The following is a 20,119-nucleotide window of genomic DNA, read 5'->3' as shown; positions in this document are numbered from 1 at the left end:
GCCTGTGATGATGCCCGTCATCGGGGTTGTTACTATGCACCATAGCGCAAACTGGAAAATTATGGCGGAAGTCCTGTTCATGTCCAGCATGTTGAATAGAGTCCCCGCCATCAATAGTAGAGAGATGAAAAAGAAGAGAAGTAGCATTCCCCAGAAGAAGTACATCGAGGAAGGCTTATCCAGGTCTAGGTGTGATGTGCGGACGTCAACGTAGCGGACATAGGGTGTCAGAATTGCGACGAGTAGCAGCAAAAATCCTGCAAATGCTAGGGAGGTCAATATAAGTGCCTGGACAGTGGACGTCGCGCGAAGAGACGCAATCACTGCGGCTCCTCCCGACCCGAGTAGCAGGATAGTGAAATTCAGAATTATGACAACGCTTGCCGAACCATGGAAGATGAACTGCTTGTAGACGGCACCTCGCATTGCTGCCACGAGCAAGCGACGCCGTATCACTCGGTCGATCGGCTCCGGCAGGCCATCTATGTAGTCGATAATCTTTTTCGCTTCTCTGTGAACTCTGCCACCTACTCGTATATACGTCCAATATTTGGAGTATGCTATCTGACCGTGAAACGCATTTATTATTTTCCGGGTATAGGCATGTTTGAAGATCGTCCGGACTGCTGATCCGATGCGTGACAGGTTCATAGGTTGATGATGCAACACCGGAAGGCGGATTGTATCGGAAGTATGAGAAGGCTCCGGTGAGAGTGCTTTTGGGGCACAGACGCACTATATGCCAGGAACTTACCTAGAAATGTTCTTCTCGCTATTTGCAGGGTTCCGGTCGCCCGTGACGCCTCGCTGGTGTCTACGGAGTCGCCGCGCGATCAACATCGTCGACCCTTATAGGTACCGCCTTCCTGGGGATCGGCAGCTACAGGAGGACCGGGCGGCCAGGAGGAGGGCGCGCGTGCCCCTTGCGTGGGGAGGTCGGGTCGCGCAATCGTCATGCCATTAGCGTTCCATTACGGTCGGTCAGCAGGGGGCACTCACGGTTACTGCGGGCTGCTCTCCACTCATCTCCTGGTGATCAGGCCCGATTTGCAAGCGGGATGTCAGTCACACAGTTCGGTCTCATGATCGCCTGCGAGTCTGGGTCGGCCGAGGCAGCGGCGCCCTTCAGGTCTAGGAGCCACCTTGGGGGCCACCCGGACAGACGATCATGAACTGCATCGGACGGACCTGAACAGCCGCAGCCCCGAGGGAGCAGCCACGATGGACGGCCCTGAACAACCGTGGATGTCGTTTGGGGACCTTGTAAACAGAAGGTGCCGATCGGACTCCTCGTGGGATATACGCGGGATGATCTTCACCTTTTCGGGTTTCATTGCCCACTCAGCAGCAGGTCAGCGGGCGTTTCGATGGAGATGCTGTGTCGAACTCATAATCCGATTGTCCTTTGTCCTCCTCGATGCCCCGAGTATCCCGGACGTGCCCGCCGAGTCAAGGGCGCCTGCGGCGTCGCTGCGCGATCAGCTCCGCTGACCCTTGACACGACGGTCCCCGGCCTAGGGGTCGGCAGCTACGAGGAGGACGGGGCGGACCAGGAGGCGGGGCGCGGGCCCCTTGCTTGGGCAGATCGGGTGGCGTGATCGTCGTGCCATTAGCGTGCCATTGAGAGCGGTCAACAGGGGGTACTCGCGGTCACTAGCGGACTGCTTTCTGCGCAGGTAGGAGCCGTTTTTCCTGGTGATCAGGCCGATTTGCAAGCAGGAAGTCAGGAGTTCGAATCTCCTAGGCTCCACTGCACGTAGAAGGCCACTTCCCATGATCGGGAGGTGGCCTTTTCGATCTTGTACAGCTGCAAAATACAGCTACAGCATCAACTTGCCTCGACACGCTCGCTCTGCTCCTGGGGGATCGGGAAGCCGTAGCGCTGTGAGATCTCCTTGAGAGCCTCGACGCAGGCTGACTGCACTGGCTGGTAGTCCGCGTACCGGAGCTTCACGCTCGCGTACGGCTCGTTCGGACACGGACCCCGTTCCTCAGTCATCCCGTGCCAGCCGCAGAGATCTTTGTATCCTTCTGTGTCCGGGTTGTGGTTTTCTCGCTCGTAGGGCTTCACTCAAATCACGACATGCGCCATGGCCATGACCTTATGAGCGCTTGGTGACAGCAGGATCGGGAATCGCTGCGGTGAGGGACCTAGATTGCGCGAAGGCCACCCCCAGAGGGATGGCCTCAGCAACGATCTTCGGTCTCAACGGTCTAGGTGATCCCCGAGGCGCTTGAGTGCCTTGCGCGTCTCCTCCGAAGACACCTCGCTGTAAATGTTCATGGTCACTGCGATCTGTGAGTGGCGAAGGATCTGCATGGCGACGCGAGGGTGGACGTCGAGGGCGACGAGCAAGGATGCGCAGGTCTTGCGAGTCGCGTGGACGTGAACTTTCCGGACTCCCGCCTTGGCGCAGGCGTTCGCGAAGCTGCGCCGGAAGTTGGACGGCTCGATCGGTCGGCCACTGGCGGTGGTGAAGACGAGCCCCGTGTCCTGCCAGTCGTCTCCAGCCGCTTCTCGGGCGGTGTCGCGTGCTCGTTGACGAGCGCGGAGGGCCGTCGTGACGACCTCTGGGAAGGGCAAAGTGGCGTCGGACGCGTCGGTTTTGGTCTGGCGGTGTAGCAGCTTGCCCCCAACGCGCTGGAGCTGCCAGCCGATCGTCATCTCGGCCCGGTCGAGATCGACGTCTTCCCAGCGCAGCCCCAGCGTTTCACCCAGACGCAGCCCGAGGACGAGCACCAGGACGTAAGCCGGGTACATCGGGTCGTTGTTCGTGCGTGCCGACTCCAGGAAGGCTCGTGCCTCTTCGACGGACCAGGGCTTGACCTTGCGCTTGCGCGGCACCGACATCTTGACGTTGGCGGCGACGTTGCGGGTCAACGTCTCCTCCCGTACGGCGTTGCTCAGGGCGGCCCGCAGCGTCATGTACGCGTCGTGAACCGTCCACTCCGAGGGCAGAGACCGACAGCACTTACCAATGGCGCAGCAGCGCCGACGCCGCTTCGGGTTGCTGTGATGCTCGGGGCGTGCGGCGTCTTTGCCCTGGTCGCAGCAGAGGCAGGAGCGGCGCAGCTTGTTCAGCCAGGTTTGGACGTCCCGAACGGTCAGCTTGTCGAGCCGCTTGGAGCCGAGCGAGGGCGTGGACGCGCCCGTGCTGGCGGCCAGGGTATTGCCGGTGTGCCGGAGATCGTGAACATGGATCTCTGACAGCGAGCCGTGGGTCGGGCATGTGCCGGCCTGGGGCGCAAGAGGGGCTTCACGCGCTGCATCCGACCGGCCAGTGGCGTTGACGAAGCCGTCGGAGCGCATACTTGCGCCATTTGCCCTTGTTGATGCGGCCGGCGTGGTCAGCCTCGTTTCGTTCACGAGGGACTCGTCTTCGTCGCCGGCTCGGCGGGGTCGGTGAGGCCGGCCAGGGGCAGTGCCTGGTCGGGGATACGCCTGGTCGCGGCGGCCGAGGTGGCGCCGGGCTCTTAGACTCGGCGGTCGAGCGCTGATCTGGAAAGGACAGGAGGCCGGGGGTGGAGCCGACAGGTCCGCTGGCGGAGGCCGACTGGCGGTCGCATCGGCCCGCCGTGTTCGGGGCGGCCTACCGCATCCTCGGCAGCGTGGCCGAGGCCGAGGACGTGACGCAGGAGGTCTGGCTGCGCGCCGCCGCCGCCGACTTGTCCGGGGTACGCGACCTGCGGGCCTGGCTGGTGACCCTGGCCGCCCGGGCCTCCTACAACGTGCTCAAGTCGGCGCGCGTCCGGCGGGAGTCCTACGTCGGACCCTGGCTCCCCGAACCGCTGCTGACCGGGCCCGACGCCGCCGCTCAGGTCCTCATGGACGAGTCGGTGAGCACCGCGATGCTCGTGCTCATGGAGACGCTCACCCCAGCCGAGCGCGTCGCGTTCGTGCTGCACGACGTCTTCGACTTCCCGTTCGCCCGGGTCGCCGAGGTGCTCGGCAGCACGCCCGCCGCCAGCCGCAAGCTCGCCTCACGCGCGCGAGCGCGAGTCGCCGCGGTCAAAGAGCGGCCCCGGGCGTCCAAGGCCGAGACCGAACGCCTGCTCAAGGCGTTCAAGGCGGCCGCCGACGCGGGAAACATGACTGAGCTCGTCGAGCTGCTGCACCCCGATGCCGTCTATGTCGCAGACGGCGGCGGCAAGGTCACCGCCGCGCGCAGGCCGGTCCAGGGCGCCGAGCGGATCGCCCTGCTGACGGTCAGGCAGATCGAGATGAGGCGTCCCGACGCGTTCCAGATCATCGAGGTGAACGGGCAGCCGGCCCTGGCGACCTACCACGGTGGCGAACTGATCTGGCTCGACACCGTGGAGATCGCCGACGGGCGGATCACGACGTTGCGGAGACTGGTCAATCCCGAGAAGTTCCCCCACATCGGTCACATCTGAACCCGCTGTCTTGTCTCCCTGTCGCCCCGGATCCCCAGGGGTGAGACTGAGAGAGAGACGAGATGGCACACGTTGTGATCATTGGAGGCGGTTTCGCGGGCGTGTGGAGCGCGGCGGGCGCGGCGCTGGCACGCGAGCGCGCGGACGGAGATGCGGACCTGCGCATCACGCTCATCGCGCCGAACGAGCACCTGGTGCTGCGGCCGCGCCAAGATTCTGCGGGACGCCTTTCACCGAACCGGCCGGCAGGATCAGCGTCCGGTGGCGGTGTTCGATGACGTCGGTGATGCGGGACAGCGGCTGCTCGGGTTCACGGACGGGGGGTGGCGGAAGGCTTCGTCTGCTGGGCCCCGTGCCCGTACGACAGTGCCAGGCCGAGAGACACGGCCATCGCGATGCCCAGGAGAACGTTGGACGATGCCATGCCGACCCCTGTGCCGATGGCCAGGCCGCAAGGGAGGCCGAACTTCCAGTTGGGGAGGGTCTTCATGTTCTTCATGGCTCACATCCTTCCGTGGAGGCCGCGTGCGCAGTAGAGACGGAGATCATCGGTGTCGCATGACATCTGTCAATGGGAGCTCGGACCGGCCCGGAGTACCGTGAGGCCGGTGAGCAACCGTGGGGTGCTCTCAGTAGGGTCCCGTCATGGAGATCCCCGAGCCGGCTGAACTGATCCGGCTCTTCGAGGACGAGCCGGAGAGCGAGTACGAGGACGTTCACTGGCCGGTCGGCCTGCACTCATTTCGCCTGACCCAGGGCTCGGCATCGGTCCTTTGCTCCATCGACCCCCTGGCGAGTGAGGCGTACATCAGCCTCTACGCGGACGGCGAGGAGATCGCCTACCTCGGGCGGCTGCGGCGTCTCGGGAGACTGTCGGTTGAGCGCGAGCGGTCCGGCTATGAAGGGCTGACGCTGTGGTTCCAGGAAGACTTCAGGGAGCCGGTCATGCTCCAGACCAAGCCCACGATCCGGCTGGCATGGGACGTGAAGTCTCTCGGCGAGACGTGAAGCGGCCTCGGGAAGGGTGTGATCAATCGCCGGGCGCGGCCTGGATCGGCTGACGCCGGCATGAACACGTCCGCCTCGTCCTCGGTCTCGACCGTGAACCCGTGCCGTTCGTACTGTCGCCTAACCGGACTACGCCTGCTGCGCGTTCAGCTGGGCAGGCCGTTGCGGGCTTGGGTGGCCGTGCTCGGCTGAACGCTATTCAAGGTCGTACGTCTCCGGCCCCGCGTTCACCGCGGTCCGAAGTCCTTGCAGGCCGCCTTTTGGGCGTCACTGTGGTGCGCGCCAGTGAGCGAGCTGTTTGCTCGTGCTTTTGACCATGCGCGGTTCCGACTCGTCCTGCGGCCAGATCTGGAGGAGATAACGGTCGATGACTTCGTCGGAGGTGTCGGTCTCCGCGGCCTCGTCCATGTTCTTCGCGTGGTAGCGGAGCCGGTACCAGCCCGGCCCGGCGGGCAGCGCGGGGAGTTCGTGGACGTTCTCGCCGCCCCATTCGTGCAGGGACAGCCGCAGGCCTCCGACTCGAGGCTGACTTCCACGATGTCCTCGTAACCTTCGGTGTCCGGCCCCGGGTCGTGGTCGGTCACGGTCACGGTGAAGCCGACCTTTCCGGTGTGCAGGCCCGTGATCAGGAAGGCTCCGCCCTCGTCCACCCGAAGGATCCCGACCGGGTGCTCGGGGTGGTCATCGGGTAAGTCCTCGAAGCCCATGGCGTCGTCGGTGTCGTCGAGAAGGTAGGCCTGGCCGTAGTGAACGCCCAGGTCGAACGACACGGTGTGCGTATCGGTCATGGCAGGGAAGCGTACGATCTCGCACTGACAATTCAGCGCGAGTCGCGTGGCGAGTGGCGCGATCTGCGGTGGCCGGCGGGGCCGGACACTGTGAAGGTTCCCGAGGCGGACGGTTCGAGCCGGTATCGCGCGTAGCGGTCGCCGGGCGGTGTGAACTCCAGGCCGTTCTCGTCGAGGGCGTTGCAGATCGTCGCCTGGCCGTTCGGGAAGCCGAAGCCCAGCGACACGATCGTGCCCTCGACGCCGTCCCTGTTGAGCAGCATCAGCAGTTCCACTGCCGTGCAAGGCTGTCCCACCAGCGCGGTGAGCTCGTCGATCGCGTCGTCTCGCCATTCGAGGTGGAAGTCCTGCCAGTCCAGGCCGCGTTCCGGGTCGATGGTGTTCCAGGTGATGGAGACCTCGTCGAACTTCCAGTGGTTGATCTCGACCTGTTCGCCCTCGAAGTTCAGCAGGATCGGGCAGTTCGTGAACCACTCGTCCGCATCGAGGTCCCACGCGAGGAGGGCGCGGGTCAGCCGGCGTCCTGTGAGGCGGGCCAGGCGCGCTCCATGCGTGGCCGTGATCGCCCGGCGGTCGCTCAGCCACTCCGGCCGGTATCCGGGGACTCCGAAGTCGAACATTCACCGATTGTCGCCCAGTCCATGCCTGCCGCTTGGGGTCTGCGCAGGGTTCACGAGCCTATGCGGCGGGTCGCGGAGTTCCGCGAGGCGGCATACGCGGTGGTGGCCAAGGCCACCACCGCCCCGTTCGTGAGCGCAAGGGCCCGTTCACTGTGACTTCTCGCCGCCGGCCACCGGTACGACCTTGGTCTCCGTCAGGCGGTCGAGGATGCGGCGCCGGTCGCCCCACACGGCCGGGACCCAGTCCACCCACGCGAACGGCCCCAGCAGCAGGCATAGCCTGCGGACGATGCCGGTGATCGGGTGGATGCGCAGCCCGTTCTCGGTGACGACGCGGAGCTTCATCAGGCGCTTGCCCGGCGTCATGCCGGTGCGCGCCTCGATCAGCCCGAGCCCGATGATCGACCAGGCGAGCGCGATGGGGAAGCCGAGCGTGTAGACGAGGCCGGAGTCGTCGTACGCGCCGCACCTCAGGGGTGTGAAGGCGACACAGCCTTCGCCGAACCTGAAGTACGTGGCGGGCGGAAACGACACCGTGAACCCGCTGCCGCCCTCGATGGTCCTGATCAACCCTTGTACGAACAGCGCGATCGAGATCCCGACCAGCGGCAGGTTGTCGATCAGCACGGCGATGAAGCGGATGTCGGTGCGGGCGGGCTTGGCGTTGCGCAGTTCGGCGAAGGAGGCCGCCGCCTCGGCCGGGGTGCCGAGCCGCTCTAACGCCTCGGAGAGCTCGCCGGCCTCCGCCGCCTCCGCCAGGTGATCGCCGAGCTCCGCCCTGGCCTTATCGCGTTCGGCGCCGACGAGGTGGCGGGCGACCTTGTCGGTGTAGTCGTCGATGGTCTGTCGTACGTCGCTCATTCGTGTACCTCGCCCAGGGTGTTGAGTAGCTGGCGCATCGCGTCGACGAGGCCGCTCCACTCCTCGCGCAGCATGGCGAGGTACGCGCGCCCGTCCTCGGTGATGACGTAGTACTTCCGCGGCCTGGACCGCCCCTCGGCCTCCCAGGTCGCGACGATGTGGCCGGAGTCCTCAAGACGGTGCAGCAGCGGGTAGAGCGTGCCTTCCTTGACCTCGAGGACGCCCTCGCCCGCGTCGCGCAGCACCTTCATCAGCTCGTAGCCGTATCGGCGGCGAACGTTGAGCACGGACAGCACGGCCAGCTCGGTCGTGCCCCGCGCGAGCTCCCGGCGGAGCCGTGCGATGGTGGCCGACCCCGGCATCGTCTCGGCATCCTCAGTCATACAAGCACAGTACGACCCGATACCTTGCGCGACAAGGTATCGGGTCGAACATAGCTACCTGCTCTGGCAGATGGCGCCGTCTGACCGTTCGTCCAGGCCCGGGAGGGGCCGCTCACCGCACCGGCTCGTACAGCCGCGACACACGTACGGCCGGCGCCCCTCTGCCGGGGCCGGCCGCGATCCACCTGCCGCCCGACGCGTCCGGCCCGTACGCGGTCAGCGCGGCCCCGGGCACCGCGCGCGGGACCCAGCACCCGCCCTGCCGGCTGCCAGGTGTGCGTCAGCCGTCATGCCTCGCCATCCGCCTCCTGCCGAGCACATCCGGCGGAGCGGCAGAGGCAGCACCGCTGAGGCTGCTCGCACGGGTCAGCGTCGCGGGCCGCGCCGGCTCGGGGTGCCGCGTCCCGCTCGTCGCGGCTCGCTCTCGGGGAAGAGGTTCGAGCTGCGGATGTGCTCGTACACGATGGAGGTGCGTACGTCGGCGACCTCCGGCTTCTCGGTGAGCCGGTCGATGACGAACGCGTACAGGTGATCGTTGGACGGCACCGCCACGTGCAGCAGGAAGTCCTCGTTGCCCGCGGTCACGAACACGCCGATCACCTCGGGCAGCCCGGCCGCCCACTCGCGGAAGCCCTCGATGTTGGCCCGCGTGGGCGGGCGTACACGGACCGCCACGAGCGCCTGCACGGCCCGGCCGATCTTGGCGAGATCGACCTCAAGCCGCGCGCCGGTGATGACGCCGCGGTCGCGCAGCGAGCGAGTGCGGTCGAGCGCCGTGGTCGGTGCGACGCCGACCGCCGCCGCGACGTCACGGTTCGTACGCCGCGCGTCGCGCATGAGCTCCCGCAGGATCGCCGTATCGAGTTCGTCCAGCTCAGCCATACGCCGAGTATCGCCGAACTTCATACGTCCCGTAGGCGATCTTGCGAATATCCAACTACTGCCGCGTGAGTTTCCCGAATAATCGACGTCGAGGACGACGACGGGCGTCGCCGCCCTGCAGCCGCATGAACCTCAGGCCGCCAGCTTGGTGATCAGCGCCGCGGCCTCTCGATCAGGCGGATCGAGGCGGGGTCCTCGGCGAGGTCCCACAGCGGGCCGTGCCGCCCGGGTAGAAGACGGCGTCGTAGTCCTCCACCGAGACCGAGTCCAGGCGTCTGAGCCGGCGGGGCCGGGAGGGTGCCGTCAGGCGAGGCGGAGGATGCGGGACGTCGCGGCGAGGGCGCTGTCGAGCGGCCCGGGATCCCGATGGATCTTCGCCCTGACGCTCGCCCCCACCCACATCTCGTGCAGCGTCTGGGCGACCTCACGCGTTCACGTGCCTTGCACGACGGCGATGACGGCCGTGATCGTGAGAGCCGCCAGAGCCGCGAGCATGGCGATGATGCCCAGGCTGCTCCACCGGTATTTGCGCGAGGCCACTTGGGCGTTCGCCCACACCTGTTCGGCCACGGCCGTGGTGAGCGCGTCGGGATCTCGGATGAGGCCGCCCAGGTCGCCGGCGTACGCATCGGGCCGGTCGCGGTAGCGCTTGGCGATCTGGTGGTAGTAGAGGAGGCCGGCGGTCTTCACGTTCACGCGGCGGGGCAGGAGGCTGAGCCCGGCACAACAGGCGGCACCGATCACCAGCAGCGCGCAGATCGCGACAGCGATCGAGAACAGCGCGCTCGGCCGCACAGTGGTCCTGATCAGCGTGTAAACGAGACCGCCGATGACTCCTGAAGCGGCAAGAGTGAACCCCGCCTTGTTCTCCGCGTGCTTGACCAGATCGACGACGAGCGAGAGGGCCCTCCACGCGTCCTCCACTCCCGCACGCGACCGGTCCGGTTGAGGGGCGGGCACCGGTGCCTGTCGCGCGGTGCGCATCTTGCTCAGGAACATCTCACCGGCCCTTCGAACGACACTGATCGGCTCCGACGATTACGGAGATCGCCGAGAGCCGTGGTGATACCTCTTCACTGAGACGGCGGTGTCTGAATTCCGTATCATCACGAATACCGCTTACATGCGAAGGTGATGGTCATGCCGTGGCCCAGGGGCACGTTTATGGCAGGGCTCGACCAGCAGACTCAGGCGGAGATTCTCGCGCTGGGCGAGCCGCAGCACTTCGATGCGGGTGACGTCCTCCTTCGCCAGGGTGATCCGCGCGTGGATCACGTCTATCTGCTGCGCTCGACGCGAGCGGGAATGTGCGCGTGCGCGAAAGTGACGGCGAACCGGGGAACGGGCGTCGAAACGCTCCTCGGTATCCGGGTCAGCGGCGATCTCATCGGGGAGATGGGCGTGCTGCGCGGCACGGAGCGCTCGGCCACGGTGACGTCCTGCACGCCGACTCTGGCTTTCCGCATCACCGCGAAGTCCTTCACGAATTACCTCAAGCAGCGGCCCCAGGTCGCCACGGCCATCGCCGCCATGCTCGCCAACCGGCTCGACTGGGCGAATCAGCGGCGGCTCGATTTCGCCGCCTTCGACATCCCCGTACGGCTTGCGCGCATCATCGGGGAACTCGCCCGGCGTCACGGGGTGGAGACTCCGGCGGGGATCGAGCTCGGCGTCAATCTGTCCCAGCAGGAGTTGGGGCGGCTCATCGGGGCGCGGGACGCCGCCGTGAGCAAGGCCATGCGATTCCTCAAGGAAACCGGCGTGCTGCGTACGGGTTACCGCCAGTACGTCATCACGGACCCGGCCCGGCTCCACGACCTGGAACGCGCAAGCTGACCGGGCCGGCATTGGCGGCGTTTAGAGCAGAACGTCACATACGCCCCATCTGTCGGAATCGCGGGTGTATTGTGCCGCCGGATTCTTCCTATTAATAGGTAGTCTGCGCGCGCTTAAGCGCTCATACTGATACCCGCGTCAGAGGCAGAGAGGCGGTCTATGGTCGTGGAAAGCACAACTTTCGGGCGTGCTCTCGTGGTTTCGAGCGACCTCAAAGGCTATGGGCGCGGCAATGACAAGCGTCATGAGACCATGCAGGCGGAGTTCGTCCGGATCCAGCAGGCCGCCACGCAGGCGGCAGGTCTCAACCGGGACGCATGGGAGCGCCAGCCGGGTGGTGACGGCGAACTCGCGGTGCTGCCCGCGGGTGAACCTGAGATAAGGGTCATCGACCAGTACGTCAGAGAGTTGGGCAAGCAGCTTCGTGACTATAACGCGGACCTTCCATTGGAGGAGCGGCTGCGGCTGAGGGTGGCGATGGCCTTCGGCACGGCCTATCCCGCCGCCAATGGCTATGCCGGCCAGGCGGTCGTGGAGGCCAGCCGGCTCCTGTCGTGCCGGCCGCTGAAACTCCTGCTGGACAGGAGGCCAGAGGTGGATCTGGCCCTCATACTCTCGCAGCGGGTCTTCGACGAGACGGTGCGGCAAGGGCACACCTCGTACTCGGTCTCGGAGTTTCGGGAAGTGCAGGTCCAGGAGAAGGAGTACGTTTCATCGGCCTGGATCCGCGTGGCCGGTATTGACGTCTCCGACTTGAGCTCGCTTTTCGCGGAAACGGAACCCGAACCGAGCGGGCCGTCGCCGCGCCACGTCGTCGGAGCGATGACCCAGAAAGCCGAAGTCATCACCAATCTCTACGGCGCCGTCGACGCGCGCAACGCTGTTTTCGGCGTGAGCGGGAAGTGACGATGGCGGAAGCATCACCGGCAAAGGAGCCGGCCGATCCCAAGACGCCTGAGGATGGCTCTGCATCCGAGGAGGGGAAGGCGTCGAAGGGGAAGGAGACCGCCGAGCAAAAGGGCGAGCAGAAGGCCGAGGAGAAGAGCGAAGAGAAAGACGAGAAGAAGGACGAGAAGAAGGACGACGAGAAGGGCGAGCAAAAGCCCGAGCAGCAGGACAGGAAGGAAGAAGCCGCCTTCGACGAGGGCGCACTCGGTCAGAGCGCCACCGTCATCAACAACTTCTTCGACGCGGTGGACGCCTCGCAGTCCGTCTTCGGCGTCGCCTCCCGGCGCTCCACGCGTACGATGACGGGCACACTCGGCCCCGCCGACATCGAGCGGGCACTCGACTCTTTCGTGCCTCCCCCTTGCTTCGAAGACGCTCTGGCGAAGTTACGCGAGCATCGCGTGCTCGTGCTCGTCAGCCGTGAGGACACCGGCAAATGGACCAGCGCGGTCGCGCTCCTGAACCGGGTCAAGCGGCCGGACACGAAGATCATCGTGCTGTCACCCGCTCGCGCCCTCGACGACCTGGCGAGCAAGACCGCCTATCGGAACGGCTGGGGCTACGTCATCCAGGGATGGACGCCGGACGACATCGCGCCGGCCCTGCAGCACTTCGAGTTCGAGACGCTCGCTCGCACGCTTGAAGAGGCCGACGCCCACCTGGTGCTCACCGTCCACCGTGACCCGGCGACCGCCGCGCCGGGGCCCTTCCACATGCGCTGGCAGATACCGGAGCCTCTCGCGCTGTTCGACGCCCACCTCGGCGGCATGGCCCTCACCGACGAGCTCGCCGAGGTGCGCGCCCACGCGGCGGAGCTTCGTTCACCCGGCCAGATCGCCGGTCTCGCACGTCAGATCGCCGTAGGCGGGCGATCCCCGGCCGACGTGCTCGCGGAGATCTCCGACAGCGAGGTGACCAAGTGGTTCGAGAGGCAGCCCAAGCGGTCCGAGGTCCTCGTGGTCGCCGCCCTCGCCTTCGCCTACAACCTCCCCGAGCGGATCTTCGAACGCCTGCTGGTCGACTTCGAGCGCATAGCGGAGGACGTCAAGCTGCGCGGCAGGGAACCGGGCGCGCAGAACGATGACGACACCCTGCCGCAGCATCGAGCGCAGTGGAGCGGTGACCACCCGCTGATCACCGTCGACAGCTCGTCGGACCTGCTCGCGGGAGAGCGCAGGATCGTCTTCCGCGCGGCCCGCCATCGTGAGCAGGTCATCACCGAGCTGATGCTGCTCTACAGCTACGACCTGTGGGAGCCGCTGCGGCTGTGGATCCGTGCCCTGGCCGACGACCTGCCGGAGGTACAGGCTCAGGTCGCGGAAGGGCTGTCGCTGCTGGCCGCCGTCAACCCCCAAGAGGTGCGCGAGTCGTTCCTCGAACCGTGGGCCGCGGGCCCGGCGTCGGAGCAGATCATGGCCACGCTGCTGCTGTCGATGATGTGCGCGAATGACACGCTGGCCCCGATAGCCCTCAGAACGGTCTTAGGGTGGGCCGTCGACGCCGCCAGCGCCGTGCCATGACCGCGGCGCTGGCCTTCGCCGGCGGCCTGTCCATCCGCTACCCGGCCGACAGCATCGACTGGCTGTGGTTCCTGTCCTTGCGCGCGATCGACATCCGCGTGGTGGCGATACGTGCGCTCGTCCTGCTGATCCAAGGCGCCGCCGAACGCGAGGAAGGGGCGTCACAGGCACTACGGCTCCTCACCAAGCACATCGAGCTCGAGCTGCACGGCCCCATCGACCCCGGCTACGCCCGCAAGGCCCTCGCCGTGGCTCTGGAGGTCCTCAACGCCGACCGGCTCGATACCGAGGACGATCCTCTGGCGGCCTGGCTGCTGCTGAACGAGCCCGACAGTGCCCGGCCCCTGGGCACTCTCTGGGCGTGGGCCCTGCGCAGCGGTCACTACCGGAGGGACGCGATACAGGCCCTCTACCGCACCTTGCGGGCCCTCTGCGGCAAGGACGGAGCGCGCGCCGCCGCCATGGCCTTGGGGAAGGTCGTGTGGTCGTCGCTGCCGCCCAACACGGTTCCCCTGGTCAAGCGCGCGATCGAGCGCGCGGGCAACACGTTGCGGGAAGGCCGCGAAGACGCCGGCAGGACGCGGGAACTCGTTCTGGCGGTGCTCGCGGCGAGCGCTGGAGGAGGGCTTTCGAGCAGCACACGAACAAGAGGAGTCATGCCGTGAGCACCTCATATCCGATCATCGAGGAACAGGACCTGCCCCCGTCGCAGCGACGTTTCGGGATCTTCGCCCGCCGCGATCCCGCCCAGCTGCCCCAGCCGCGTGCCGGAACGGTCCTGGTCTTCGAAGTTCACGGCGGCCATCACGCGTTCGCGGAGCGCGGGCACCCAAGAGGGACCGAGGAGGCGGTCGTCGAGGCGCGCTCCGTCGCCGTCGTGGACGTGCGGGCCCGCCACGTGTCCGCCGAGGTCGAGCTGCCTTCACGCGACCTCGGCTACAAGTTCACCGTGCGGGCGAACTTCAGATGCCGGGTGACCAACCCGGAGACGGTCGTCGCCGATCACGTGAAGGACGTCGCCGAGATCCTGGCCGGGCATCTCCGCAAAGACTCGACCTTGATGCAGCTCGGAGCGACCCGCCCGATCGAGGACGTCAACGCCCTCGCTCCCGACGTCGTCTCCAGGGTGCAGGCCTTCTTGGAGTTCCATCCGCCGGTGATCGACGGCATGGAGATCGCGCTTGAGAACGTCGAGCTGCTCATGCCGGACGACGTCGCCGTACACGGAAGAGGGCTCAAGCGGATCCAGTGGGGCGGCGAGAGCGCGGAGCTGCGCGCGGCGATCGAGAACCGGGACGTCGAGCGCATCGAGAGCATTCTCCAGCGCGGGGTCGAGGCGGCGACCGCCCTCGGCATCAGCCGGGAGCAGATCATGATGAACGATGTCGTCCAGGCCAGCCGCGCGCTTCACAAGGAACGGCTGCAGCGGCTGCAGAAGGTGCTCGACAGTCTGCCCGAAGGATCGCTGGACTTCCTCCCCATCGACTCCCAGCAGCTGCTCAGCAAGGTGATGAAGGCGATGGCCGGTTTCGAGCCCTTCGACGAGGTGCCGGGGTCAGAGGAACGGCCTGCCCTACCCGACGGGCGCGATCGGGGTGAGACCGACGGTCCACGGTCCATAGGGCTGGAGGATCTGGATGACTGAGTCCGCACAGCACACAGGGCCGTCGCACGTCGGTCGGCGGTCTTGGCTGCGCAAGGTCGATGTGGGCCGGCGCCTGCGGGTGCTCGCCGGCGTCGACGAGGCCCTGCTGGCGCGCGTGCCGCTGGAACGCACCCGCTACACGGGGGTTGGCGGCGTCATTCTGGGCACCGCGGTGATGGCCGGGCTTTCGATGTGGTTCGCGCTGAGCCAGGTGCTCGGAGGTTCCCATCTGCTGCTGGCCGTCCCGGTCCTGATCTGGGCCCTCATTGTGCTCAATCTCGACCGGTGGCTGGTCTCCACCGTCACGGGCATGTGGCAGCGCCGCCTCCTCACGCTCATCCCGCGGCTGCTCGTCGCCGTGGTCCTGGGAGTCGTCATCGCGGAACCGCTGGTGCTGAGGGTGTTCGAGACAGCGGTGGTCCAGCACGTCAAAGACCAGCGCGAGACGCTCAGGAACGTACGCAGAGCCTGGTGGGTGGAGTGCAATCCCCTGCCTCCCGCCACCCCGAAGCGGCAGGACTGCCAGGGGAGCAGCCTCATGGCTTCGACACCGGTGGCGGACCTCACCGCTCTGGCCGATCTGCAAAAAGACGCCGAGAAGCTGCGGAAACGCATCGACACGGCCAACCGCCGCCATGCCAAGCTCGTGGACCAGGCGAGTGACGAGTGCGCCGGCAGGTCGGGCCCGGGGCTGAGCGGAAGAGTGGGCGAAGGGCCCCGGTGCCGCCGCCTGAAGGAGGAGGCCCGGCGCTATCTGGCGAACAGCCGTCTCAAGGAGAACACCGCCGAACTGCGGCAACTGGAAGCGCGGATCGACAAGCTGCGCGAGCCTCTTCCGGTCAAGGGGGAGGCGTACCAGAAGGCCCTCGACGCGGAGATCCAGCGGAGACTCGCCGAGATGCCGTCGCCGGACGACCCCGTCGGTCTGCTCGAACGCCTCAAAGCACTGCACGAACTGACGCGGGACAACACCTACCTCGGGGCGGCGAGCTGGCTTCTCCGGCTGTTCCTGATCCTGATCGACTGCCTGCCCGTGCTTGTCAAGCTCATGGGCGGGACGACGACGTACGACCGCATGGTCGGCGAAGAGAATCGCCGCAGGGAAGAGGTCCACGCACACCAGGTGCGGCTCGCGGCGGAGGCCGAGATCGGCCGGCTCGAACTGAGCGCGTACATGACCGCTGAGGAACGTCGCAGGGCCCGGCAGCAGATCGATGTGGAGCGGAAGGCGACCGACCTGGCCGCACGCAGCAAGATCGAGGAGATGATCAGCAACCGGACGCGTGAGCTGCGCAGGACGATGCTGAACGACGGGCGCAACGGCGCCAACCACCAGTTCAGCTGACCCCACGGCGGGCGCGGGCGCGCTGACGTCTCTTAGTCTGCGGCCATGGCGTTCAGTGAGGAGGAGTACGTCGCGTGCCTGGAGGGTGAGCGGCGCCGGTACGCCTGGGTGATGCGGAGGTACGGCGGGCTCGGTGAGGCCGAGGCGGAGGCGGCGGCCCGGGAGTTCTACGCGTACGAGGCCAGGCGAGCCGTACCGCGGCCTGGTCTTCCACGACGAGGCGTGGCACTGGGCGATGCTCGGGATCTACGGCGAGCGCTACTGGGTCGCCCATCCCGAGCTCGCCGACCCGCCGCCCGAGTACCGTGCTCTCGGATGAGAGCCGCGGCGGCCGCATCTCGTTCGGCGGGATGCGGCCTGTTCGCCGTCGCGCTCTGCCGGGTCAGTCCCGGACGGTCCTCTGGTGCCAGGTGTAGTAGAGGAAGGTGCTGTCGGGCCCGGTCATCGTGCCGTCGATCCGCCACCAGCTGTTGGGTGGCATCGTGTAGCTGAACGCCTTGTCACCGGGCCGGTCGTCTTCGAAGACGACCTTCTCGTCGTCGGTCAGGTCCTTCACGCGGATGGTGAACGTCTCGCCGTCCGGGATGTCGAGGCAGACCTCGTACGTGGTCTTCTCCGGCCCGTTCGCATTCCAGGCCGCGTTGTTGACCCCGTACCGTTCCACGTTGGTGGGCACGTACAGCTCATGAACCTGGTCCCACGGGCCGCTCGCGGCGCAGTCGATCGACGACGTGGCCGCCGAGGCGGGGCCGCCTGCGACGAGTGCGGTGCCGAGGACGCCGGCGGCGGCCAGCCCGGAATAGATGCGCTTCATGCCACTCTCCATCAGTGTCCCCAACCGTGATGGTTGAACGCTCAACTGATTGAGCGCGATCTTCACCTTCAATGCAAGATCGGAAAAAGTCCGGAGTCAGGTGGTCCGGTGCGGAGGCGAGGTCGCCACGGACGTCCCCCGAGTGGCGACAGGCCGCATCCCTGCGGGCGGGATGCGGCCTCAGTGGCCCGGTCGCGTCAGGACAAGGTCCGCTTCTCGTACCAGGTGTAGTAGAGGTATGTGCTGGCCGGCCCGGTCAGCGTGCCGTAGACCTGCCAGAAGCTGTCGGGTGGCAGCGTGTACGTGAAGATCTTGTCGCCCGGCCGGTCGTCGGTGAACGTGCTCCAGGCGCCGTTGTTGTAGATGCGCACCTCGATGGCGAACTTCGAGGCTTCGTCGGGGATGTCGAGGCAGATCTCGTACGTGTACGTGTAGGGGCCGCCGATGTTGTAGCTGCGGCCGTCGATCGCGGGCCGCTCGACGTTGGTGGGGACGTAGCTGTTGCGGACCCACGTGTAGTCGTCACGTGCGGCGCAGTCGACGTCGGAGGTGGCCGCGGATGCGGGGGCGGTGCCTAACAGCGTGGCGCCGAGGACGCCGGCGACGAGAGCGGAGACGGTGCGCTTCATGCCTCTCCTTGTCCAGTCTCTTCAACCGGGATAGTTGAAGTCTCAAGAGATTCTGGCGCGCGTGCCCGCTCTTGTTCAAGGCTCGGCAGCGACGTACGCGTGCGCGACGTGGGGGGTTGTCACGGTTTCGCCCATCCGGCGGACGGTACAGGGGAGCACCGACACTCCCCGATATTCGGGTGAGGCGCGGACAAGGCGGTGGATAGCGTTCCGGTATGCGGCGATGCGGGGAGTGCGGGTGGTGGGAGCCGGCGGGGGCGCCGGACTGCCGGCGGTGCGGGGGCATCGTGGACGAGATCGTCGAGTCCGGGTGGCGGGCGTTCGTCGCGAGCGAGTTCGGGGCGCTGAACGGCCAGGAGGAGCGGGACGTCGCCGCGATGGTGGTCGACGAGCCCGACAAGCACCTGTGGCGGGTGGTGGACGCCGCCTACGACCGGCTCACCTGCGAGGAGTGCGGCGGCAGGCTGAGCAGGGGGCCCGCCGGGTGCGGCACGTGCGATCGGGCCAACGGGTTCCGGTACGTCGCCATCGAGATCGACCGGCCCGGCGTCCCACCGGGCAACGAGCACGCGATACGGGTCAACGTGTCGGTGGTGCGCAGGCCGTACGGGCTTTCATCGAACGAGCTGGTCGCGCGGCGGCTCCTGCTGCCCTACCTCCTCGACGGGCGGCTGCCGACGACCGCGCAGGCCCAGGCCGTCAAGGCGCTGCTCAACAGGGGCGGCACGGCCGATGACCTGGCCGAGCAGCTCGATCTGGCCTGGGGGTGACGGTCCTGCGTCTACACCGCGCGCATCAGCAGGTGGCCGCGGCGGAAGCGTTCGTCCTCCAGGGGCTCGCGCAGCATGCGTCCCACCTCGGTGAAGCCCTCCTTGCCGACCAGGCCGGCCAGCTCGTCGATCGGCCAGCGGTAGGCGGGGGCGACCTTGTGGTCGAATTCCGTCACCGGTCCGCCCTCGGACTCGAAGAACCCGAGCAGGAGGTGGCCGCCGGGGGCCAGCACGCGGCGGAACTCGGTGAGGTACGGCGGCAGCTCCGCAGGCGGGGTGTGGATGACGGAGTACCAGGACAGCACGCCGCCCAGCGCGCCGTCCGGCACGTCGAGCGCGCCCATCGAGCCCAGCTCGAAGCGCAGATCGGGGTGGTCCCTGCGGGCGATCTCGATGAACGCGGGCGAGAGGTCCACGCCGAACGCGTCCAGGCCGAGGTCACGAAGGTGCGCGGTCATGTGGCCGGGTCCGCAGCCGGCCTCGACGACGCGGCGCAGGCCCGAGGCCCGTACGAGCTCCGCGAACGCCCCCACGATCGCCCGGTCCAGCGGCAGGGCGTCGAGGGAGTCCCTGATGAGGTCGGTGTAGAGGTCGGCTACGGCGTCATAAGCGTCCGCCGTGGCGGTCAGATAAGAGGGGGACGGTCCGGCCATGGCGGACGACTGTAGCCCATCCACCCGGCCATCGGCGCAGCGGTCACTCGGCCGGGGCGGGGGCCTTACCCGCCGGTACGACGACCTCCGGCGCGTCCTTGCGCCGCGTCACCCAGACGTACACGATCGCCCCGGCGAACAGCACGAGCGACGTCCACTGGTTGATCCTGAGATCCAGGAACGTCACCGCGTGATCGACCCCGCCCACCGGGTCGATCCGTAGTCCTTCGATCCAGAAGCGGCCGAACGTGTATCCGGCGACGTAAACGGCGAACAACCTCCCGTGATGGAGCTCGAAGCGCCGCCCCGCCCACAGCAGGGCGAGGCCGAGCGCCAGGTCCCACAGCGACTCGTACAGGAAGGTCGGATGGTAGAGGACGCCGGGCTCGCCGCCGTGCGCCTGGTCGATCTCCAGCCCCCACGGGAGCGTCGTGGGGCTGCCGTACAGCTCCTGGTTGAACCAGTTGCCCCAGCGGGCGATGGCCTGGCCGACGGCGAGGCCCGGCGCGATCGTGTCGGCGACGGCGCCCAGGGACAGGCCGCGGCGGCGGCAGGCGAGCCACACCCCGACGCCACCCAGCGCGACCGCGCCCCAGATGCTCATCCCGCCCTCCCAGATGAACAGCACCTGGTAGGGCTCCTTGGTGGCGCGCGGGCCGAAGTAGAGCTGCCAGTCGGTGATGACGTGGTAGAGGCGGGCACCGATCAGGCCGAAGACGACGGCGGGGACGGCGATGTCGGTGATCGTGTCCGGCCGGCCGCCTCGGGCGCGCCAGCGGCGTTCGCTGATCCAGGCGCCCCCGACGATCCCCGCGATGAAGCAGAGCGCGTAGGCCCGGATCGGGATGAATCCGAGATGCCAGACACCCTGGGAGGGGCTGGGAATCGCGGCGAGAGGCATGGAAGCGACGCTAACGGATGCGGAGCTCACCGCCCGGATTCGTGACGCGATTGTGGAATTTGTGCTGCCTGTTCGTCGCTGTACGCCGGTGGAGAAGACCGGCGCCGCCGGCCGATGAGTT

General features: G+C 67.0%; 23 protein-coding genes. 10 read left to right on the top strand and 13 right to left on the bottom strand.

What is annotated here, in order from left to right:
• Nucleotides 1-1,828: 1,828 nt before the first annotated feature.
• Both WBK31_RS35805 and WBK31_RS35800 read right to left on the bottom strand, forming a co-directional pair.
• Nucleotides 1,829-2,071 (bottom strand): hypothetical protein, encoded by a 243-nt coding sequence (locus WBK31_RS35805; protein WP_378785856.1) that lies wholly within the window; start codon nucleotides 2,069-2,071, stop codon nucleotides 1,829-1,831.
• A gap of 135 nt (nucleotides 2,072-2,206) precedes the next feature.
• Nucleotides 2,207-3,367 carry a tyrosine-type recombinase/integrase gene (locus tag WBK31_RS35800; RefSeq protein ID WP_406673852.1) on the bottom strand — a complete coding sequence of 387 codons (1,161 nt, stop codon included), beginning with the start codon at nucleotides 3,365-3,367 and terminating at the stop codon, nucleotides 2,207-2,209.
• A 155-nt stretch (nucleotides 3,368-3,522) separates the two neighbouring features.
• On the opposite strand from WBK31_RS35800, the gene sigJ reads away from it, so the two are divergent.
• Nucleotides 3,523-4,395, top strand: a complete 873-nt coding sequence (gene sigJ, locus WBK31_RS35795; RefSeq protein WP_364064723.1) for an RNA polymerase sigma factor SigJ — start codon at nucleotides 3,523-3,525, stop codon at nucleotides 4,393-4,395.
• Nucleotides 4,396-4,705: 310 nt separating this feature from the next.
• On the opposite strand, the gene WBK31_RS35790 is transcribed toward sigJ, so the two are convergent.
• Nucleotides 4,706-4,894, bottom strand: a complete 189-nt coding sequence (locus WBK31_RS35790) for a hypothetical protein (protein ID WP_364061425.1) — start codon at nucleotides 4,892-4,894, stop codon at nucleotides 4,706-4,708.
• 146 nt (nucleotides 4,895-5,040) lie between these two features.
• Here WBK31_RS35790 and WBK31_RS35785 point away from each other — a divergent pair, with 146 nt between their 5' ends.
• Nucleotides 5,041-5,403 carry a hypothetical protein gene (locus WBK31_RS35785; protein ID WP_378785858.1) on the top strand — a complete coding sequence of 121 codons (363 nt, stop codon included), beginning with the start codon at nucleotides 5,041-5,043 and terminating at the stop codon, nucleotides 5,401-5,403.
• A 227-nt stretch (nucleotides 5,404-5,630) separates the two neighbouring features.
• On the opposite strand, the gene WBK31_RS35780 is transcribed toward WBK31_RS35785, so the two are convergent.
• The 6 genes from WBK31_RS35780 to WBK31_RS35755 all read right to left on the bottom strand — a co-directional run bounded on the left by WBK31_RS35780 (nucleotide 5,631) and on the right by WBK31_RS35755 (nucleotide 9,861).
• Nucleotides 5,631-6,191: a hypothetical protein gene (locus WBK31_RS35780; protein ID WP_406673851.1), complete on the bottom strand. Its 561-nt coding sequence runs from the start codon at nucleotides 6,189-6,191 to the stop codon at nucleotides 5,631-5,633.
• A 32-nt stretch (nucleotides 6,192-6,223) separates the two neighbouring features.
• On the bottom strand, nucleotides 6,224-6,811 hold the full coding sequence (locus WBK31_RS35775; protein WP_364061434.1) for a hypothetical protein: 588 nt from the start codon (nucleotides 6,809-6,811) through the stop codon (nucleotides 6,224-6,226).
• A 147-nt stretch (nucleotides 6,812-6,958) separates the two neighbouring features.
• On the bottom strand, nucleotides 6,959-7,672 hold the full coding sequence (locus WBK31_RS35770) for an RDD family protein (RefSeq protein WP_364061437.1): 714 nt from the start codon (nucleotides 7,670-7,672) through the stop codon (nucleotides 6,959-6,961).
• The gene (locus tag WBK31_RS35765; protein ID WP_364061440.1) at nucleotides 7,669-8,055 is read right to left on the bottom strand and encodes a PadR family transcriptional regulator; all 387 of its coding nucleotides are present in this window, start codon (nucleotides 8,053-8,055) and stop codon (nucleotides 7,669-7,671) included. The genes WBK31_RS35770 and WBK31_RS35765 overlap by 4 nt, the downstream gene beginning before the upstream one ends.
• 366 nt (nucleotides 8,056-8,421) lie before the next feature.
• Nucleotides 8,422-8,937 (bottom strand): Lrp/AsnC family transcriptional regulator, encoded by a 516-nt coding sequence (locus tag WBK31_RS35760; protein ID WP_364061443.1) that lies wholly within the window; start codon nucleotides 8,935-8,937, stop codon nucleotides 8,422-8,424.
• Between the two features lie 432 nt (nucleotides 8,938-9,369).
• Complete coding sequence (locus WBK31_RS35755; RefSeq protein WP_364061446.1) at nucleotides 9,370-9,861, bottom strand: Pycsar system effector family protein; 492 nt, start codon at nucleotides 9,859-9,861, stop codon at nucleotides 9,370-9,372.
• Nucleotides 9,862-10,101: 240 nt separating this feature from the next.
• On the opposite strand from WBK31_RS35755, the gene WBK31_RS35750 reads away from it, so the two are divergent.
• The 7 genes from WBK31_RS35750 to WBK31_RS35720 all read left to right on the top strand — a co-directional run bounded on the left by WBK31_RS35750 (nucleotide 10,102) and on the right by WBK31_RS35720 (nucleotide 16,550).
• Nucleotides 10,102-10,773, top strand: a complete 672-nt coding sequence (locus tag WBK31_RS35750; protein ID WP_364061449.1) for a Crp/Fnr family transcriptional regulator — start codon at nucleotides 10,102-10,104, stop codon at nucleotides 10,771-10,773.
• A gap of 159 nt (nucleotides 10,774-10,932) precedes the next feature.
• The gene (locus tag WBK31_RS35745; protein ID WP_364061452.1) at nucleotides 10,933-11,679 is read left to right on the top strand and encodes a hypothetical protein; all 747 of its coding nucleotides are present in this window, start codon (nucleotides 10,933-10,935) and stop codon (nucleotides 11,677-11,679) included.
• A 2-nt stretch (nucleotides 11,680-11,681) separates the two neighbouring features.
• On the top strand, nucleotides 11,682-13,241 hold the full coding sequence (locus WBK31_RS35740) for a hypothetical protein (protein WP_406673850.1): 1,560 nt from the start codon (nucleotides 11,682-11,684) through the stop codon (nucleotides 13,239-13,241).
• The gene (locus WBK31_RS35735; protein WP_406673849.1) at nucleotides 13,238-13,906 is read left to right on the top strand and encodes a hypothetical protein; all 669 of its coding nucleotides are present in this window, start codon (nucleotides 13,238-13,240) and stop codon (nucleotides 13,904-13,906) included. The genes WBK31_RS35740 and WBK31_RS35735 overlap by 4 nt, the downstream gene beginning before the upstream one ends.
• Nucleotides 13,903-14,886 (top strand): hypothetical protein, encoded by a 984-nt coding sequence (locus WBK31_RS35730; protein WP_406673848.1) that lies wholly within the window; start codon nucleotides 13,903-13,905, stop codon nucleotides 14,884-14,886. Before WBK31_RS35735 ends, WBK31_RS35730 begins: the two co-directional genes overlap by 4 nt.
• Nucleotides 14,887-14,965: 79 nt before the next feature.
• Nucleotides 14,966-16,231: a DUF4407 domain-containing protein gene (locus tag WBK31_RS35725; protein WP_378785863.1), complete on the top strand. Its 1,266-nt coding sequence runs from the start codon at nucleotides 14,966-14,968 to the stop codon at nucleotides 16,229-16,231.
• A gap of 133 nt (nucleotides 16,232-16,364) precedes the next feature.
• Nucleotides 16,365-16,550 (top strand): hypothetical protein, encoded by a 186-nt coding sequence (locus tag WBK31_RS35720; RefSeq protein ID WP_406673847.1) that lies wholly within the window; start codon nucleotides 16,365-16,367, stop codon nucleotides 16,548-16,550.
• Nucleotides 16,551-16,613: 63 nt separating this feature from the next.
• On the opposite strand, the gene WBK31_RS35715 is transcribed toward WBK31_RS35720, so the two are convergent.
• Nucleotides 16,614-17,045: a hypothetical protein gene (locus WBK31_RS35715; protein WP_364061467.1), complete on the bottom strand. Its 432-nt coding sequence runs from the start codon at nucleotides 17,043-17,045 to the stop codon at nucleotides 16,614-16,616.
• A 197-nt stretch (nucleotides 17,046-17,242) separates the two neighbouring features.
• Nucleotides 17,243-17,674, bottom strand: coding sequence for a hypothetical protein (locus WBK31_RS35710; RefSeq protein ID WP_364061470.1), 432 nt, complete (start codon nucleotides 17,672-17,674; stop codon nucleotides 17,243-17,245).
• A 287-nt stretch (nucleotides 17,675-17,961) separates the two neighbouring features.
• On the opposite strand from WBK31_RS35710, the gene WBK31_RS35705 reads away from it, so the two are divergent.
• Nucleotides 17,962-18,444, top strand: a complete 483-nt coding sequence (locus tag WBK31_RS35705) for a hypothetical protein (RefSeq protein WP_406673846.1) — start codon at nucleotides 17,962-17,964, stop codon at nucleotides 18,442-18,444.
• An 11-nt stretch (nucleotides 18,445-18,455) separates the two neighbouring features.
• On the opposite strand, the gene WBK31_RS35700 is transcribed toward WBK31_RS35705, so the two are convergent.
• Nucleotides 18,456-19,097 (bottom strand): class I SAM-dependent methyltransferase, encoded by a 642-nt coding sequence (locus WBK31_RS35700; RefSeq protein ID WP_364061476.1) that lies wholly within the window; start codon nucleotides 19,095-19,097, stop codon nucleotides 18,456-18,458.
• 43 nt (nucleotides 19,098-19,140) lie between these two features.
• Nucleotides 19,141-19,998: a prolipoprotein diacylglyceryl transferase gene (gene lgt / locus WBK31_RS35695; RefSeq protein ID WP_406673845.1), complete on the bottom strand. Its 858-nt coding sequence runs from the start codon at nucleotides 19,996-19,998 to the stop codon at nucleotides 19,141-19,143.
• Nucleotides 19,999-20,119 lie beyond the last annotated feature (121 nt).

It is taken from the genome of Nonomuraea sp. N2-4H (assembly GCF_045291505.1).
GTDB classification, from domain to species: domain Bacteria; phylum Actinomycetota; class Actinomycetes; order Streptosporangiales; family Streptosporangiaceae; genus Nonomuraea; species Nonomuraea fastidiosa.
This window is presented reverse-complemented; position numbering and strand designations above follow the sequence as displayed.